Origin of the sequence: Nonomuraea sp. CA-143628 (genome assembly GCF_050942315.1) — a bacterium.
Lineage (GTDB): Bacteria > Actinomycetota > Actinomycetes > Streptosporangiales > Streptosporangiaceae > Nonomuraea.
Window position 1 is genome coordinate 2,221,496 of the sequence record NZ_CP192072.1, and the last position, 15,308, is coordinate 2,236,803.

18 protein-coding genes are annotated in these 15,308 nt (G+C 68.8%); 5 read left to right on the plus strand and 13 right to left on the minus strand.

Annotation, left to right across the window (positions count from 1 at the left end; translation table 11 throughout):
• Positions 1-27 precede the first annotated feature (27 nt).
• The 4 genes from ACQP2T_RS10380 to ACQP2T_RS10395 are packed head-to-tail and all read left to right on the plus strand — an operon-like array spanning position 28 to position 3,726.
• Positions 28-1,479, plus strand: a complete 1,452-nt coding sequence (locus ACQP2T_RS10380; RefSeq protein ID WP_433515942.1) for a sugar ABC transporter ATP-binding protein — start codon at positions 28-30, stop codon at positions 1,477-1,479.
• The gene (locus tag ACQP2T_RS10385) at positions 1,476-2,468 is read left to right on the plus strand and encodes an ABC transporter permease (RefSeq protein WP_357949910.1); all 993 of its coding nucleotides are present in this window, start codon (positions 1,476-1,478) and stop codon (positions 2,466-2,468) included. Before ACQP2T_RS10380 ends, ACQP2T_RS10385 begins: the two co-directional genes overlap by 4 nt.
• Positions 2,468-2,773, plus strand: coding sequence for an L-rhamnose mutarotase (locus tag ACQP2T_RS10390; RefSeq protein WP_433515943.1), 306 nt, complete (start codon positions 2,468-2,470; stop codon positions 2,771-2,773). The genes ACQP2T_RS10385 and ACQP2T_RS10390 overlap by 1 nt, the downstream gene beginning before the upstream one ends.
• The gene (locus tag ACQP2T_RS10395; protein WP_433515944.1) at positions 2,770-3,726 is read left to right on the plus strand and encodes an aldo/keto reductase; all 957 of its coding nucleotides are present in this window, start codon (positions 2,770-2,772) and stop codon (positions 3,724-3,726) included. The genes ACQP2T_RS10390 and ACQP2T_RS10395 overlap by 4 nt, the downstream gene beginning before the upstream one ends.
• A 57-nt stretch (positions 3,727-3,783) precedes the next feature.
• Here ACQP2T_RS10395 and ACQP2T_RS10400 read toward each other — a convergent pair whose 3' ends face one another.
• From ACQP2T_RS10400 to ACQP2T_RS10430, 7 genes are all read right to left on the minus strand, one after another.
• Positions 3,784-4,203 carry a GNAT family N-acetyltransferase gene (locus ACQP2T_RS10400; protein ID WP_433515945.1) on the minus strand — a complete coding sequence of 140 codons (420 nt, stop codon included), beginning with the start codon at positions 4,201-4,203 and terminating at the stop codon, positions 3,784-3,786.
• A 50-nt stretch (positions 4,204-4,253) separates the two neighbouring features.
• Positions 4,254-4,691, minus strand: coding sequence for a DUF4143 domain-containing protein (locus tag ACQP2T_RS10405; protein ID WP_433519750.1), 438 nt, complete (start codon positions 4,689-4,691; stop codon positions 4,254-4,256).
• Entirely contained in the window at positions 4,637-4,837 is a 201-nt protein-coding gene (locus tag ACQP2T_RS10410) for a hypothetical protein (protein ID WP_433520023.1), read from the minus strand. The genes ACQP2T_RS10405 and ACQP2T_RS10410 overlap by 55 nt, the downstream gene beginning before the upstream one ends.
• A 195-nt stretch (positions 4,838-5,032) precedes the next feature.
• Positions 5,033-5,155, minus strand: a complete 123-nt coding sequence (locus ACQP2T_RS10415) for a hypothetical protein (protein ID WP_433515946.1) — start codon at positions 5,153-5,155, stop codon at positions 5,033-5,035.
• Positions 5,156-5,269: 114 nt separating this feature from the next.
• Positions 5,270-5,869, minus strand: a complete 600-nt coding sequence (locus ACQP2T_RS10420) for a hypothetical protein (protein WP_433515947.1) — start codon at positions 5,867-5,869, stop codon at positions 5,270-5,272.
• A gap of 204 nt (positions 5,870-6,073) precedes the next feature.
• Positions 6,074-6,820, minus strand: coding sequence for a hypothetical protein (locus tag ACQP2T_RS10425; protein ID WP_433515948.1), 747 nt, complete (start codon positions 6,818-6,820; stop codon positions 6,074-6,076).
• Between the two features lie 10 nt (positions 6,821-6,830).
• The gene (locus ACQP2T_RS10430) at positions 6,831-7,436 is read right to left on the minus strand and encodes a hypothetical protein (protein ID WP_433515949.1); all 606 of its coding nucleotides are present in this window, start codon (positions 7,434-7,436) and stop codon (positions 6,831-6,833) included.
• Positions 7,437-8,030: 594 nt separating this feature from the next.
• On the opposite strand from ACQP2T_RS10430, the gene ACQP2T_RS10435 reads away from it, so the two are divergent.
• On the plus strand, positions 8,031-9,206 hold the full coding sequence (locus tag ACQP2T_RS10435) for a C45 family autoproteolytic acyltransferase/hydolase (protein ID WP_433515950.1): 1,176 nt from the start codon (positions 8,031-8,033) through the stop codon (positions 9,204-9,206).
• Here ACQP2T_RS10435 and ACQP2T_RS10440 read toward each other — a convergent pair.
• From ACQP2T_RS10440 to ACQP2T_RS10465, 6 genes are all read right to left on the minus strand, one after another.
• Positions 9,139-10,146 (minus strand): DNA polymerase ligase N-terminal domain-containing protein, encoded by a 1,008-nt coding sequence (locus ACQP2T_RS10440; RefSeq protein WP_433515951.1) that lies wholly within the window; start codon positions 10,144-10,146, stop codon positions 9,139-9,141. The genes ACQP2T_RS10435 and ACQP2T_RS10440 overlap by 68 nt on opposite strands.
• A 16-nt stretch (positions 10,147-10,162) precedes the next feature.
• Complete coding sequence (locus ACQP2T_RS10445) at positions 10,163-10,837, minus strand: FadR/GntR family transcriptional regulator (protein WP_357949938.1); 675 nt, start codon at positions 10,835-10,837, stop codon at positions 10,163-10,165.
• Between the two features lie 25 nt (positions 10,838-10,862).
• Positions 10,863-11,888: an MBL fold metallo-hydrolase gene (locus tag ACQP2T_RS10450; protein ID WP_357949940.1), complete on the minus strand. Its 1,026-nt coding sequence runs from the start codon at positions 11,886-11,888 to the stop codon at positions 10,863-10,865.
• Between the two features lie 265 nt (positions 11,889-12,153).
• Positions 12,154-13,272 carry a steroid 3-ketoacyl-CoA thiolase gene (locus ACQP2T_RS10455; protein ID WP_433515952.1) on the minus strand — a complete coding sequence of 373 codons (1,119 nt, stop codon included), beginning with the start codon at positions 13,270-13,272 and terminating at the stop codon, positions 12,154-12,156.
• A 43-nt stretch (positions 13,273-13,315) separates the two neighbouring features.
• Positions 13,316-14,308, minus strand: coding sequence for a sigma-70 family RNA polymerase sigma factor (locus ACQP2T_RS10460; RefSeq protein ID WP_433515953.1), 993 nt, complete (start codon positions 14,306-14,308; stop codon positions 13,316-13,318).
• 40 nt (positions 14,309-14,348) lie between these two features.
• The gene (locus tag ACQP2T_RS10465) at positions 14,349-15,287 is read right to left on the minus strand and encodes an NADP-dependent oxidoreductase (protein WP_433519751.1); all 939 of its coding nucleotides are present in this window, start codon (positions 15,285-15,287) and stop codon (positions 14,349-14,351) included.
• Positions 15,288-15,308 lie beyond the last annotated feature (21 nt).

Below are 15,308 nucleotides of genomic sequence, written 5' to 3' on the forward strand. Positions count from 1 at the left end.
AAAAATCATGTTGAAGCCCGAAATGTCGTGAAGCGCTTTGGCCCCACCACGGCGCTGAACGGCGCGGGCATCGCGATCGCCGAGGGGGAGACCCACGCGCTCGTCGGCAGGAACGGCGCCGGAAAGTCCACCCTGGTGTCGATTCTCACCGGGCTTCAGCGGCCGGACGAGGGCGAGGTGCGGTTCTCGGGAGAGGCGGCGCCCGCCCTCGCGGACCGCGACGCCTGGCGGCAGCGGGTCGCCTGTGTGTACCAGAAGTCGACGATCATCCCGGCGCTGACCGTCGCCGAGAACCTGTTCCTCAACCGCCAGACCACCGGCGGCATGATCAGCTGGCGGACACTCCGGGCGAAGGCCCGCGAACTGCTCGCCACGTACGAGGTGGAGGTGGACGCGGAGGGACTCGCCGGCGACCTGAACGTCGAACAGCGGCAGCTCGTGGAGATCGCCCGCGCGCTGTCGTTCGGCGCGCGGTTCATCATCCTCGACGAGCCGACGGCCCGGCTGGACGGCCCGGCCATCGAGCGGTTGTTCACCCGCATGCGGGCGCTGCGCGAGCAGGGCGTGACGATGATGTACATCTCCCACCATCTCGATGAGGTGTACGAGATCTGCCAGAGCGTCACCGTCTTCCGCGACGCCCGGCATGTCATGACAAGACCGGTCGCCGAGCTGCCGCACGACGAGCTGGTGGCGGCGATGACGGGCGAGGCCACGGCGGCGTACGAGGCCAGGACCCGCGGTGCCGCGAACGGCGAGGTGGTCCTGTCGGCCGAGAGGCTGTCGCTGGCCGGCCGCTTCCAGGCCGTCGACCTGGCCGTCAGGAGCGGCGAGGTGGTCGGCCTGGCCGGATCCGGCAGCAGCGGCAAGGTCGGCCTGGCCGAGACCCTGGTCGGCCTGCGCAAACCCGACTCGGGCACGGTCACGGTCAACGGCACCCAGGTCAGGCCGGGCGACGTACCGGCCGCCCTGGGGGCGGGCCTCGGCTTCGTGCCGGAGGACCGCAACCGCGAGGGCTTCGTCCCCCTGCTCTCGGTGGGGGAGAACGGTACGCTCCCGATCGCCCGCAAGCTCGGCAGGTACGGCCTCATCTCACCGACGAGACGCCGGAACAAGGCCTTGCAGCTGATCGAGGACCTGGACATCAAGACCGAGGGACCCGACCAGCCCGTCGGTGACCTGTCCGGAGGAAACGCGCAGAAGGTGGTGTTCGCGCGGGCGCTGGTCGACGACCCGTCCGCGTTGGTGGTGATCAACCCAACCGCCGGTGTCGACGTCAAGGCCAAGCAGGCCCTGCTCGGCGCCGTCGAGGACGCGGTCGAGCGGGGAGCGGGGGCCGTGCTGGTCTCCGACGAGCTCGATGACCTGCGCATCTGCGACCGGGTGCTGGTGATGTTCCACGGCAGGGTCGTGAAGGACGTGCCGCGTGGGTGGACCGACCATGAGCTCGTAGCCGTGATGGAAGGCATTGAAGAGTGACGACCACACTGTCTGCGCCGGCCCCCCGGGTGCGGCTCGCCAGGTTCCGCGACCTCACGCTGGTGCCGGTGATCCTGATCCTGCTCATCGTGGGCGCGTTCCTGGACCCGATCTTCTTATCCGTCGGCAACCTGACGAACGTACTCCAGCAGCAGGCGTCGATCTCGCTGCTGGTGCTGGCCGAGGCGCTGATCCTGATCGCCGGCAAGTTCGACCTGTCGCTGGAGTCGACGGTCGGCATGGCCCCGGCGATCGCGGTGATGCTGGTGATCCCGGCGTCCGCCGGTGGGTTCGGGCTCGGCCTGCCCGGGCCGCTGGTGATCCCGCTCTGCCTGCTGATCGGGGCGGCGATCGGGGTGTTCAACGGGTTTCTGATCATCAAGTTTCAGCTGTCGGCGTTCATCGTCACGCTGGCCATGCTGATCATCGTGCACGGCCTGCAGTTGGGTCCGACCGAGGGCAAGACGCTGTTCGAGCTGCCCGACTCCATCCTCTACCTGGGCAGCGCCATCTGGCTCGGCCTGCCGGCGGCGATCTGGATCGCGGCCGTACTGTTCGCGGCGGGCATCGTCGGACTCGGCTACTTCCGGCTCGGGCGCTCGCTCTACGCGATCGGCGGCAACGCCGACGCGGCGCGGGCGGCGGGCATCCGGGTGGACCGGGTGCTCTGGGGCGTGTTCATCCTCGGGGGTACGCTGGCGGCGCTCGCCGGCGTCCTGGAGACCGGGCGGCTCGGCGCCATCGGCTCCAACCAGGGCGTGGGCTGGATCTTCATGGTGTTCGCCGCGGCCGTCATCGGCGGCGTCAGCATGGACGGCGGCAAGGGCACGATCCTCGGCGCGCTCACCGGCGTGCTGGTGATCGGCCTGGTCCAGAACATCCTCACTCTCAAGGGCGTCTCCGGTTTCTGGCAGCCGGTCGTCTATGGGTGCATCATCCTGATCGCACTCATCATCAGCCGGATCGCCGGCGGAAAGGCCCAGGACTGATGGAACGCATCGCCTTGCGTACCCGGCTCAAGCCCGGTTTCGAGGAGACGTACGACCGGGAGCACGCGAGCATCCCCGCCGAGCTGGAGACGGTTATGCGGGCCAACGGCGTGCACTCCTGGCGCATCTTCCGCGACGGACTCGACCTGTTCCACTTCGTCGAGGTCGACGACTACGCCGCGCTGCAGGCGGCGCTCAAGGACGATCCCGCCGACCAGGCGTGGCAAGTACAGATGAACCGGCTGCTCGACGGCGACTTCGACAAGGGCGCCGGCGGGCTCGCGCTGGTCTGGGAAATGACGTGACGAATGTTGACCTGGAGAACGACATGATCGAACTGCCCCGCCACGGCTTCGGAGCGGCGCCGATCGCCGGCCTCTACGAGGCGGTCAGCGACGAGCAGGCACGCGCGACCGTGGACGCCGCCTGGACTCATGGCGTGCGGCTGTTCGACACGGCCCCGCACTACGGGGTCGGCCTGTCCGAACGCCGCCTCGGCGCCGCGCTCGCCGGCCGCGAGGGCTATGTGCTCTCGACCAAGGTCGGCCGCCTGCTGGTCCCCTCCACCACGGGCGGTCGTGACGAACAGGGCTTCGACGTACCGGCCACTTTCGAGCGCGCCTGGGACTTCTCGGGCGACGGCGTACGGAGGTCTCTGGAGGAGTCCCTGGCCCGGCTCGGCCTGGACCGCGTCGACATCGCCCTGATCCACGACCCGGACGCCCACGCCGACCAGGCGATCAGCGAGGCGTACCCGGCGCTGGCCGAGCTCCGTTCGCAGGGCGTGATCGGCGCGATCGGCGTCGGCATGAACCAGTGGCAGGTGCCGCTGCGCTTGGTCCAGGAAACCGACATCGACGTGGTCATGCTGGCCGGCCGCTACACGCTGATCGACCAGTCGGGGCTCCCGCTGCTCGACGCCTGCGCCGACCGGGGCGTACGCGTGCTCGCGGCGGGCGTCTTCAACAGCGGCCTGCTGGCCACCTCCACCCCTGGGGGCACCTACAACTACGAGCCCGCTCCCGCCGAGGTGCTCGACCGCGCCAGACGGATCGCCAAGGTCTGCGAGAGGTACGACGTGCCGCTCCCGCAGGCGGCCATGGCCTTTCCGCTCCGGCACCCGGCGGTGGCCTCCATCGTCATCGGTGCCCGGTCGCCGGAGGAGGTGGCGACCAACGCGGCGCTCTGGGAGCGTCCGGTGCCCGACAACCTGTGGTCGGAACTGGAGGCCGAGGGGCTTCTCTCGCGAGGGGGCTAGCTTGGATCGCTGAACGTCCCGGCCACGTCGCCCGCAACTGCGGCAGGCGTGGCCGGTTCAGCCGCTGTAGGCGTAGTTGGCGATCCACAGCCCCGGGATCACTTCCACCTCGTCGAGCCCCTCGAACCCCAGCCGCTCGTACAGTTTCCTGGCCGGCGCGTTGGCCCGGCCGGTGGACACCACGATCCTGCGGCTCCCCGCCCGGCTCATGACCTCCTCGACCAGCGCCCGCCCGACCCCTCGCCGGTGTGCCGCGGGATCGACCACCAACCGGTCGATGTCCACCTCATCCACCGTCTCGCTCCACGCGACGGCCCCCACCAGCAACTCGTCCTCGTCGAACGCCCCCACCCACCGCAACGGCCGCGCCCGCAGCTCATCGAGCGTCTCACTCAACGGGGGAATCCGGTCGTCCTCGATGATCTTCGCTTCGACCGCGTACGCGGCATGCTGAACGGCCAGCAACCGAGGCCCCACCGACTCACTATCGGGCGATATTTCGGAAATATGCATCCCCCGAGTATCTCCTAGCCGATCTCCCACAACGCGCTCACCGGCATCGCCCGCATCCGATCGCCGAACGAGTAGGTCTGGTCGCCGGTATAGAGCACGAGACCCGCGACGAAGTCGTCCCCGAGCCGGTCGGCCAGATGCCTCAGCCCCTTGAAATCCTCATTCCGTACGGTTGACGCGGCCTTCACCTCGATCCCGACCACCCGGCCCTGCCTGTTTTCGAGAACCGCGTCGACCTCGGTCTTGTCTTTGGTCCTGAAGTGGAACAGCTCCACTCTCTCCGCGGACCACGTCACTTGGCGAGCGAGCTCCATGAGAACGAAGCCCTCCAACAAGGGTCCGAAGAGGCTGCCCGGCCGGACCAGGCTGCGCGCGTCGGCACCGACCAGGTTCGCGGCTATGCCGGAGTCGACGCAGGCGACTTTGGGCGTTCCGATGGCCCGGTTGCTGATAGGTCGGGGACTCGCTGGATCTCGTCGATGACCATCAGGTCCGGGAACGCCACGAATCCCTCCGGATCGGTGGTGGCCGCCTGCCGGTTGATCACGGTGTCGAGGTCGCGCCATTCGGCGGTTCTGTCTTTGGCGACCACGCGCACCAACGTGCTCTTGCCGGACTAACGAGCTCCGTTGAGGAGGACGACTCGAGTGTCCGCCAGAGCCTCGGTCACAGCACGTTCGGCATGACGTGGAACGACCCTGTTCAATGCATTGCTGGCCACGGCTTAAGCATCTCACCTCCAGCAGATCATGGCGCTGTGGTCGCCATGATCGTGGCGTTTTGGTCGCCGTACTCATGGCGCTCTGGTCGTGACGATGGTGGTCTTGCCGTCGATGGCCATGCCGGCACGGGCGCGCAGGTCTGGGTTGTATCCGGCGATGTACCAGGCGAGCACGTCCATCGGGGATGACGGCACGCGAACGCGGCCCCTGTTCTTGATCGACTGGCGTAGACAACCGACGATCGTCGGGGGCCGCGTTCGTCATTCGTGCCCGAGGGCGCCTCTCAACCGCCCTTCACCGGGGCCCTCCTAATAAGTGCTATTGATGTTATCCCGGTTATTGGAGCCAAGATCGTTGCTCCTGACAGGAGTCGTCAGACAGCCGAGGCGGGAATCGGTCTTGCTGAGCATGGGTGTGGAATAGTCGCCGTGCTGCAGGCCGACAGCGTGTCCGGTCTCATGGCAGACCAGCCCGTAGGTGTAATTTCCGTTGCCTCGGATGCGGATGTACTGCTGGTCGCAGTTGTAACGCTCGCCGCCGCGCGCATTGCACCACGTCCTGCCATCCGCACTGTCCGGGATGCCGGTCGAGCCTTCCTGGTAGATGATGTCGGTCTCGCCGCTCCCTTCGAACACCGGCGACGAGTCGTAGTGGAAGGCCAGATCCGTGGGACGGTATTCGCCGTCAATGGCGGAGTTGACCGCCGACCGGTCCTCCGACTCCAGCTTGTATTCACCGCTGCTGTCCATGTAGAAATAGACCTCGCGATTGTCGGTCTGGCATGGCGAATTGCCCATACCGGTCAGGCAGCTACTGCCGGTGCTCTCGGTCGGGAACATGTTGTCGGTGACGGCGGCCCAGGCCACCCCGACCGCCACCATCAACGGCACGAGAGCCATCGCGATCACGCCGGTGATCCGTCGTCGAACGGGCCCGCGACTGAATACTGACACTCTTCTCCTTCGGAAGTCATGAAACACGTACGGTGCCGCACAATGGGCGGCACCGTACGACTCGGGGTCAGCCTTTATCGGCCTCGCCGGTAGCCTGTTCCAACTGGTTTTGGGGGAGGCCTCTTTCCAGAAGCCCTCGGGCAGAGGGCAATCCGATGCTCAGCCGCAGGTGGCCGTCGGAGACGGTTCGAACTGCTGCCTTTCCCCAGGCTGGGTCGCCTTCAGTTTGGCGACGAGGGCGTCCGCGCTGTTGCCTGCCATTTCCTCTTCCAGTCCGGTGTTCGGACCGGCGTCGGCCGCCAGCGTGCGTGCCTCGGCGGCGCTCTGCGCGTGGCCTTCCTCCTCGCCCTGGCCGATGACGTCGCCGTCGAAGGGCAACTCCGAACCCTCGCCGAGCCCCATCCACTTCGCGGGCTCCGGGGTGTCGCCCTCGGCGCAGTGCTGCCCTTCCCAGGTGATGGCCAGGATGTACTGGTGCCCGGGTTCGATGCGCGGCCGATCGTATATGGCCGTCGGGGTCGGACTGTTCAGGTTTCCCTCGGTGAAGGTCCAACCGGACGCGTTGTACTGCCACTCCTTCGGGGCCGGCTGGGCCGCGTCCTCCCGCGACCACAGCACCTTTTTGACCTCCAGATTCACCTTCCGCCCGATCAATCCTTCCCCTCGCTCGATCTCGATCTGGGCGGGCGGGATCGTCTCCTCGGAGGTGGCGCTGACGACGACCACATGGTCGGCGTACGTCACCCAGTCCGTGGCCGTGATGCTGGGCAGGCGGTCGTCTCCGTCGGCCATCACGACCTGGCGCGGCGCGGGCGCGCGGTCGGCGGCATTCACAGTGGCGACTCCCGCGACGGTGAGAGCGGCGGCGAGCCCGATACCGGTTGCGATATACGTAAGACGCTTCACGGCGGCCCTCCTAATAAGTGCCATCGATGTTCTCCCGGTTATTGTCGCCAAGATGGTTATGGCCGGCGGAAGGGGTCACCATACAGCCGAGGCGGGAATCGGTCTTGTTGAGCCAGGGCGTGGAGTAGTCGCCGTGCTGCAGGCCGACGGCGTGTCCGGTCTCATGGCAAACTCTCGCGTAGATGTAATCCCCGTTGCCTCGGATGCGGATATACTGCTGGTCGCATTTATAATGCGTGCCGCCGCGCGCATCGCACCACGTCCTACCGGCCACACTGTCCGGTAGGCCGGTCGAGCCCTCCTGGTAGATGATGTCGGTCTCCGCGCTCCCCTCGAACACCGGCGACGAGTCGTAGTGGAAGGCCAATTCCGTGGGACGGTACTCTCCGTCAATGGCGGCGTTGACCGTCGACCGGTCCTCCGACTCCAGCTTGTATTCGCCGCTGCTGTCCATGTAGAAATAGACCTCGCGATTGTCGGTCTGGCATGGTGGATGGCTGCCGAAGCCGATCACGCAGCTACTGCCGGTGCTTTCGGTCGGAAACATGTTGTCGGTGACGGCGGCCCAGGCCACCCCGACCGCCACCATCAACGGCACGAGGGCCATCGCGACCACACCGGTAACCCGTCGTCGAACGGGCCCGCGACTGAATAATGACACTCTTCTCCTTCACAGATTCATGGGCGCTTGATGTACCGCTTGATACATGGGCATGAAACACGTACAGCGCCGCGCTGATATCGTTCGCACACGCCGACGACCCGATGGTTCGCATACTTCAACTCATTGCGCGGAAGAAATGGCTACAGCCCGGACAGAAGGACGCTACGACGCCGTTCTTCCATTCCTCTTCCGCTTCTCTTCCGTTGTAACGGCACCGGTCGCGGCGTGTGATACAGGTAGAAAGCCAGGTCGCGGGGGTTGCCGAGCGAGCGGCGGATGAGCAGGCGGTGCGCGGGTCACATGGCCACCCAGAGCCTGGGCGCCCGGTCCCGTCGCCATGATCGTGGCGCATCGGCCGCCCGCTCATTGACCCCGCCAAGATCTCGACGGACGCTGCACAAGGCTCCGCTCCCTTCGGTGCGGTGCTTGTCCCGCTGAGGCGCAAACGGTTGCCGGCCGTATCTCCGTTATGGGCCGGCCGGTAATGGGGCCGCTCAACCAGGGCAGCTTCTAGGTGCGCAGCGTTCTTCGACGACTGGAGGAAACATGATCGAGTACGGTCAACCCAACCCGGCGGCGGGTCCGCCGCTCGTCGCCGTCGAGGGGACGCCTCGTGAGATGGGGGCCGAGATCGGCCGCAGGACCAGCGAGCTCGTCGAGCGGAGCCTGGGCACGTACCTGCGCAGGTTCCGTGACGACGTGGGCCTGTCGGACGCCGACGTGCTGCGCTGGGGCGCCACCTATCTCGCCGTGGCCCGGGGTTACGACCGTACGATCGCGGAGATGCTGGAGGGCCTGGCCGAGGGCGCGGGCCGGCGGGTCGAGCACATCACGGCGCTCAACGCGCGTACCGAGCTGCTCTACGGGACCGGCTACCACGACGAGGGCTGCACCTCGGTGGCGGTGCTGCCGCAGTACACGCGCGACGGCCACACCCTGCTCGCGCAGAACTGGGACTGGAACCCCGAGCAGGGACCCGTCACGTTCCTGCTGGCGACCCGCGACACCGAGGGCTTCTCGGTGCTCACGCTGGCCGAGGCGGGCATGCTGGCCAAGAGCGGCCTGAACTCCGCGGGCCTCGGCGTCTGCGCCAACCTGCTCGTCTCCGACCTGGACACCGGCGGCGAAGGCGTGCCGTACCACTATCTGCTGCGCGGGGTGCTGAACTCGCCGCGGATCAGCACCGCGTTGCGCAGGACGCTCAACGTGCCCCGCGTCTCCTCGGGGAACGTGCTCATCGCCGACGCCGGAGGTGAGGCGATCGACCTTGAGGTGGCGCCCGGCGTGTTCGGGCACCTGCTGCCGGAGGACGGCCTGCTGGCCCACTCCAACCACTTCCAGTGTCCGCTCCCGCTGCATGATCAGAAGGTGGCGGCCTCGGCTCTGACGCTGCTGCGGCCCGCGCGGATGCGCCATCTGCTGGAGGACGCCGCGCGCGTACGGGCGGCGACCGTCGAGGACATCGTGGCGGCGCTGCGCGACCACTTCTCCTTCCCTGACGGCATCTGCCGCCACCGCGATCCGGATGTCGCGGAGGCCGATCTGTCCACGACGGTGTACTCGATCGTGATGGATCTTGATGAACGCGTCCTGTCCATCGCCAGCGGGCCGCCCTGTGAGCACCGCTACGCGCGCTGGCGCCTGGACGACGTCTTCACCCAGGACGCCGTGCCCGCCCTGCACGCGATACCGGAGGAATCGGTCGGGGGTAGGCGGGGATGAAGAGCCAGGACTTCGACACGCCCGGCTCATAGGGAGAGTCGAGGCGCTTGGCGACCACGCCGGGCAGCCCCTGCTCGCGGGCCGCCTGCCGCACTGGCTTGGCCTGGCCCGGCCACGCGGGGGCGGTCTGCCAGCGGGCGGCGGCCGGCTGGAGCGCTTCCAAGGCCGCGCGGCGGGCCGTGTACGGCAGCGCGACCAGGGAGTGGCCGTCGTCGTAAAGGAGGTCATAGCAGACCAGGACCTCCGTGCCCGACATCGTGACCACCTCGCCGTCCAGCACCGCCGTGCGGCTGCCGAACGACGCCGCGAGCGGGCGCAGCCAGGGATGGCGCCGCGCCGCCTCCGTACGGCCGCCGTCGATCGCCACCAGCACGCGCTCCCCGCCCCACGCGAACTCGAACGCGTAGTCGGCCACGTCACGTGGCAGCCGGGTCCGTTCGACCGGGAGCATCGGGTCGAGCGGGGGCAGGGGGTCGCGGGAGGGCGGGTCCATGCGGTGGATCATCCAGTTCTTGCCGGTCGTCGGGAACAGCACGAACCGTCCCGCGGCTCGCGAGCCGTGCAGGACGACCTTGACCTCGCGGTCGGACCACTTCTCGGTCTCGTACGTGCCGCGGTCCCAGACCGTCATCGTGCCGCCGCCGTACTCGCCCTTAGGGATCTCGCCATGGAAGTCGAGGTATTCCATCGGATGGTCCTCGGTCCGTACGGCCAGGTGATTGACGCGTGGGTCGGCCGGCAGGCCCTTGGGGATCGCCCAGGAGGCGAGCACGCCGTCGCGCTCCAGCCGCAGGTCCCAGTGCAGGGCGCGGGCGTGATGCTCCTGGATCACGAACGCGGCGCCGTCACCCTGCTCGGTTGACGGCGCCGCCTCGGGGACGGGCTCGGGGGTACGGCTGGCGTCGCGTTTACTGCGATATTTCTCCAGTTTGTCGGCCACGCCGGGGTATCTACCCTCAGTCGAGGGCCTTGCGCAGCCAGGATTCCACGCCCGCGATGTGCACCGTGGCCCACGAGCGGGCCACGTCGGGCTGACGGGTCGCGATGGCCTCGTAGATCGCGGTGTGCTGCTCCCGCGTCTTCTCCATCGCGCCCTCCTGCGTGAGCCCGCGCCAGATCCGCGCCCGGGTCGTCGGTCCGGACAGGCTCTCGATGAACGAGCAGAGCACGCTGTTGCCCGAACCCCGCGCGATCCGGTGGTGGAAGTCCAGGTCGTTGGCCACCAACTCCTCCACCGTGGGCGAGTCGGGCAGCGACTCCAGGATCACCCGGAGCTCGTCGATCTCGCCGTCGGTCATCTGCTCGGTCGCCATCGCCGTCGCCGCGGGCTCCAGGATGCGGCGTACCTCGAAGAACTGGATCACCGTGTCGTCGCGATGCAGGTCGAGCACGAACGACATGGTGTCGAGCAGCAGGCGCGGCTCCAGGCTGGTGACGTAGGTGCCGTCTCCCTGGCGTACGTCGAGGACGTTGATCAGCGCCAGTGCTCGTACGGCCTCGCGGAGCGAGTTGCGCGACAGGCCGAGGCGCTCGGCCAGGTCGGCCTCCTTCGGCAGCCTGTCGCCGGGCGTGAGCTCGCCCGAGAGGATCATCTGCTTGATTTTGTCGATGGCCGCGTCGGTGACCGCCACACTTTTCTCCCTAGACATCGGATGTCTAGGATTCTAGGGCCTGGAAGCGCACCGTATCGACTCCGGAGACGCGGCGAATCACACCACGCGCCTCCAGCGTGCGCAGATGAGCGGCCGCCTCTCCGGCGGCCATGCCGCGCAGGACGGGGGACAGGTCGTCCCAGGGCCGGTTCCAGGTCATCATCGCGGCGGTCTCCCAGATGGTCAGCGGTTGCGCGCGCTCGGCCAGGAGGGCGCCGAGTCGCTGGAGCTTCTCCTCGTGATGGTGGCGGATCTCGGCGGCGCGCGCGGCTACATCCGGAAATATCCATTCATGGGCGGGAAGCGCGTCCAGCGGGCCCAGCTCGCCGACGCGGTCCAGCGACTCCAGAAAATCCCCCAACGGATCAACATCGTCCCGGTCATAGGGATAAATCCCGACGTGGGGGGTGATGTCGGGGAGGACGTGGTCGCCGGTGAACAGGCGGTCGGCGTCCTCCAGGTGCAGGCAGATGTGGCCGGGAGTGTGGCCCGGCGTGTGCACGGCCCGCAGCTTGCGGCCCGGCAGGTCCACCAGGTCGCCGTCGCGCAGCTCGCGGTCGGGCAGCGCGGGCGTGTCCGGGCGGCCGGCGGTCGCGACCGCCACGTCCTCGTGCCCGGCCCCCGCCCGCCTGAGCATGTCGGCCTGGAAGTCGCGGTGTTCGCCTTCGGCGAGGTTGTGCATGAGCCTGACCAGCGCGGCGTCCGATTCGTGCATCGCGATCCAGGCGCCGGACTCCGCCCTGACCTGACCGGCCAGCCCGGCGTGGTCGGGGTGGAAATGGGTGACGACCACGCCTCTGACCGCGCTCACGTCGAGACCGAGCGTCCGCAGGCCACCGCTGAGGGCCGCCCAGGCGTCCGGGTGGTTCCAGCCGGCGTCCACCAGCACGGGGCCCTTGGGGGAGTCGACGGCGTAGACGAGCGTGTAGCCGAGCGGGTTGCCGGGGATCGGCACGGGCACGCTCCACACCCCGCCGCCGAGGTCCTGCGGGCGCTGCTCGGTGTACGGCCTGCGCCGGGTCGTCTTCATGTGGGGTCCCCCGTTGAGCGTGCTGGTCCTCGGTCGAGTGTGCGGGACGGAAACGTGAGATCGGTACGGGATTTCCTCGGACGCGGCCGCGCACAACGCGCCCGGGGATCGCGCGGCGGGCCTTCGCCGTGTGCGACGTGGTCGCGGAACGGACCCATGTGGCGTCGGACGTGGCCGCGGAACGGACCCACGTGTTGTCGGACGTGGTCGCGGAACGGACCCACGTGTTGTCGGACGTGATCGTGGGACGGACGTCCCTCGTACGTCACGTGACGCGTTCGATGATCGTGGCCGTCGCCAGTGCCCCGCCCGCGCACATCGTGACCAGCGCGGTCGCCGAGTCGGAGCGCTCCAGCTCGTGCAGCGCCGTCGTGAGCAGCCGCGCCCCCGTGGCACCGACGGGGTGGCCGAGCGCGATCGCGCCGCCGTTGACGTTGACGCGGTCGAAGTCGGGCTCGTGCACGCTCGCCCATGACAGCACGACCGACGCGAACGCCTCGTTCACCTCGAACCTGTCGATGTCGCCGATCGTCATCCCGGCCGTCGCGAGCACCTTCGCCGTCGCGTCCACCGGCCCGTCCAGGTGGTAGTACGGCTCCGCGCCGACGAGGGCCTGGGCCAGGATCCGCGCCCGGGGCCGCAGGCCGTGGCGCAGGGCCGTCTCCTCGCTCATCACCAGCACCGCGGCGGCGCCGTCGGAGATCTGCGACGAGGTGCCCGCGGTGTGCCTGCCGCCCTCGCCCATCACCGGCTTGAGCGCGGCCAGCCCGTCGACGGTGGTCTCGCGTAAGCCCTGATCCCTGCGTACCTGCCCGACGGGCACGATCTCCCGCTCGAACCGTCCGTCGGCCCACGCCTTGGCGGCCAGTTGCTGCGACCGCGCCCCGAACCAGTCGAGCCGCTCGCGGGTCAGCCCGCGCCGCTCCGCGATCCGCTCGGCCGCGGTGAACTGGTCGGGCAGGTCGATGTTCCAGTCGTCGGGCTTCGGCTTGGCCGGCAGGACGTTGCTGCCGAGCGGCGCCCGGCTCATCACCTCGACCCCGCACCCGATGCCCACGTCGATCACGCCGGCCTGGATCATCGCCGCCGCCAGGTGTACGGCCTGCTGCGACGATCCGCACTGCGCGTCGACCGTGGTCACTCCCGTTTGGTACGGCAGCCCCGCGTACAGCCAGGAGTGCCGCCCCACATGCCCGCCCTGCTCGCCCGCCTGGGTCACGCACCCGGCGAAGACCTGGCCGACGATCGCCGGGTCGATCCCGGAGCGCTCGATCAGGCCGTTGAGCGCGGTGGCCAGCACCTGCTGCGGTTTGAGCTCGGCCAGCCAGCCGCCACGCTTGCCGATGGGGGTGCGGACGGCCTCGACGATCACCGGTGTGCCCACAGTAGCCTCCAGAATGATGCTCTGGACGTGACTGTAACGGGTTCTAGTTTCCGGTGGAAGCCCCGCTCAGCGTGCGAGGCAGCCCGAAGGTGTCGAAGAGGCCCAGGTCGAAGAACATCGCGACATGGCTGACCCGCGAGCCGGTGAACGTGAGCACCGGCAGCCCGAACGCGTCATAGACATCCCCGTGCCGCAGATACATCCCGAACGCCGGCTGCCCGTTCGCCTCGACCGGCACCAGCCGCAGGTCGCCGGGCTTCTTCGCCGGGCAGTTGGTCGCGATGAGCCGGCCGATCTCCTCGGCCCCCTGATACCAGCCGGTGAACGGCGGCATCTCCCAGACCGCGTCCTTCGTGAACAACTCCACGATGCCCGCCACGTCGTAATTCTCGAACGCCGCCACATAGCGGTCGAGCTGCGCCCGCTGCTCGGCCGTCAGCGGCTCGATCGGGTCGTCGAGGCTCGGCGCCACCTCGTCGAGCTGGGCATGGGCGCGCTGCAGCGCGCTGTTGACCGCGACGGTCGTGGTGCCGAGCACCTCGGCCACCTCGGCGGCCCGCCACTTGAGCACGTCGCGCAGGATCAGCACCGCCCGCTGCCTGGGCGGCAGGTGCTGCAGCGCGGCGATGAGCGCGAGCCGGATGCTGTCGCGCGTGGTGACGATGGCGGCGGGGTCGTCGGCCCCGACGCCGACCATCCCGGTGGGCACGGGCTCCAGCCACGGCACCTCGTTGCCCTCGACCAGAGGGCCGGTCGCCTCGGACGCGGGCGCGCCGAGCCCGGTCGGCAGCGGCCGCCGGCCCCGGCTGTCGAGCGCCGTCAGGCAGGCCGTCGTGGCGATGCGGTAGAGCCAGGTGCGCAGGGACGAACGCCCCTCGAACCCGTCGTAAGCGCGCCACGCGCGCATGTAGGTCTCCTGGACGAGATCCTCGGCGTCGTGCACCGACCCCAGCATGCGGTAGCAGTGCGCCAGCAACTCGCGCCGCATCAGGTCGGTCTGCCGCAGGAACTCCTCGTTCGACGGCCGCTCAGTCATACCCCCTGTATAGCCCCCGCCACCGACAAACCGACGAGTCTCAGGGACGTACAGAGAGGACGATCTTCCCCGTCGTACGGCCGGACTCGCCCAACTCGTGGGCTTTGGCCGCGTCCGCCAGCGGCAGGACGGCGGCCAGCTCGGCCCGCAGTTTCCCGGCTTTCGCCAGCGCGGCCAGCGCCCGCATCGTGGCGTGGTCGGGCTCGACGAGCATGGCCGCCGACCGGACGCCGCGTTCGGCGGCCCGCGCGTGCAGGCTCTCGTCCAGGAGCGAGAGGGCCAGTGAGACGATCGTGCCGCCCTCGCGCAGGGTGCGCAGCGAGCGCGGGCCGTAGTCGCCGCCGATGGTGTCGATCACCACGTCGACGTCGCGGACGACCTCGGCGAAGTCCTCGTCGTGGTAGTCGACCAGTTCGTCGGCGCCGAGGTCGCGGAGCAGCTGGTGCTTGGCGGCGCTGGCCGTACCGATGACGTACGCGCCGCGCGCCTTGGCGATCTGCACGGCGAAGTGCCCCACACCGCCCGCCGCCGCGTGCACGAGCACCCGCTGACCCTCCGTCAGCCTGGCGGTGTCCACCACCGCCTGCCAGGCGGTCAGCGCGGCGAGGGGGATCGCGGCCGCCTGGTTGTGGTCGAGGTTCGCGGGTTTGGGGGCGAAATGGCGGGCCGGGGCGCTCACGTACTCGGCGTAGGCGCCGTGGCCGTACGGAAAGCGAAGCATGCCGAAGACCTCGTCACCGGGCCGGTAAATGGTCGTGCCCAGGCCCACCTGCTCGACGACGCCGGAGACGTCCCAGCCGAGCACGAACGGCGGCACCCCCAGGTGACCGCCGCCGGCCCGGGTCTTCCAGTCCGCGGGGTTGACCCCGGCCGAGTGCACCCGCACGAGCACCTCGGTCGGTCCCGGCGTGGGCCTTTCCACCTCGATCATCTTCAGCACTTCTGGTCCGCCCAGGGCGTTCTGGCTGATCGCTCGCATCTTCATGGGGTCAAGCTTGCT

Coding starts and splice junctions, on each gene's coding strand:
- ACQP2T_RS10390 (WP_433515943.1), top strand. CDS start 2,468: ATGGAACGCATCGCCTTGCGTACCCGGCTCAAGCCCGGTTTCGAGGAG.
- ACQP2T_RS10435 (WP_433515950.1), top strand. CDS start 8,031: ATGATCGAGTACGGTCAACCCAACCCGGCGGCGGGTCCGCCGCTCGTC.
- ACQP2T_RS10450 (WP_357949940.1), bottom strand. CDS start 11,888: ATGAAGACGACCCGGCGCAGGCCGTACACCGAGCAGCGCCCGCAGGAC.
- ACQP2T_RS10460 (WP_433515953.1), bottom strand. CDS start 14,308: ATGACTGAGCGGCCGTCGAACGAGGAGTTCCTGCGGCAGACCGACCTG.
- ACQP2T_RS10465 (WP_433519751.1), bottom strand. CDS start 15,287: ATGCGAGCGATCAGCCAGAACGCCCTGGGCGGACCAGAAGTGCTGAAG.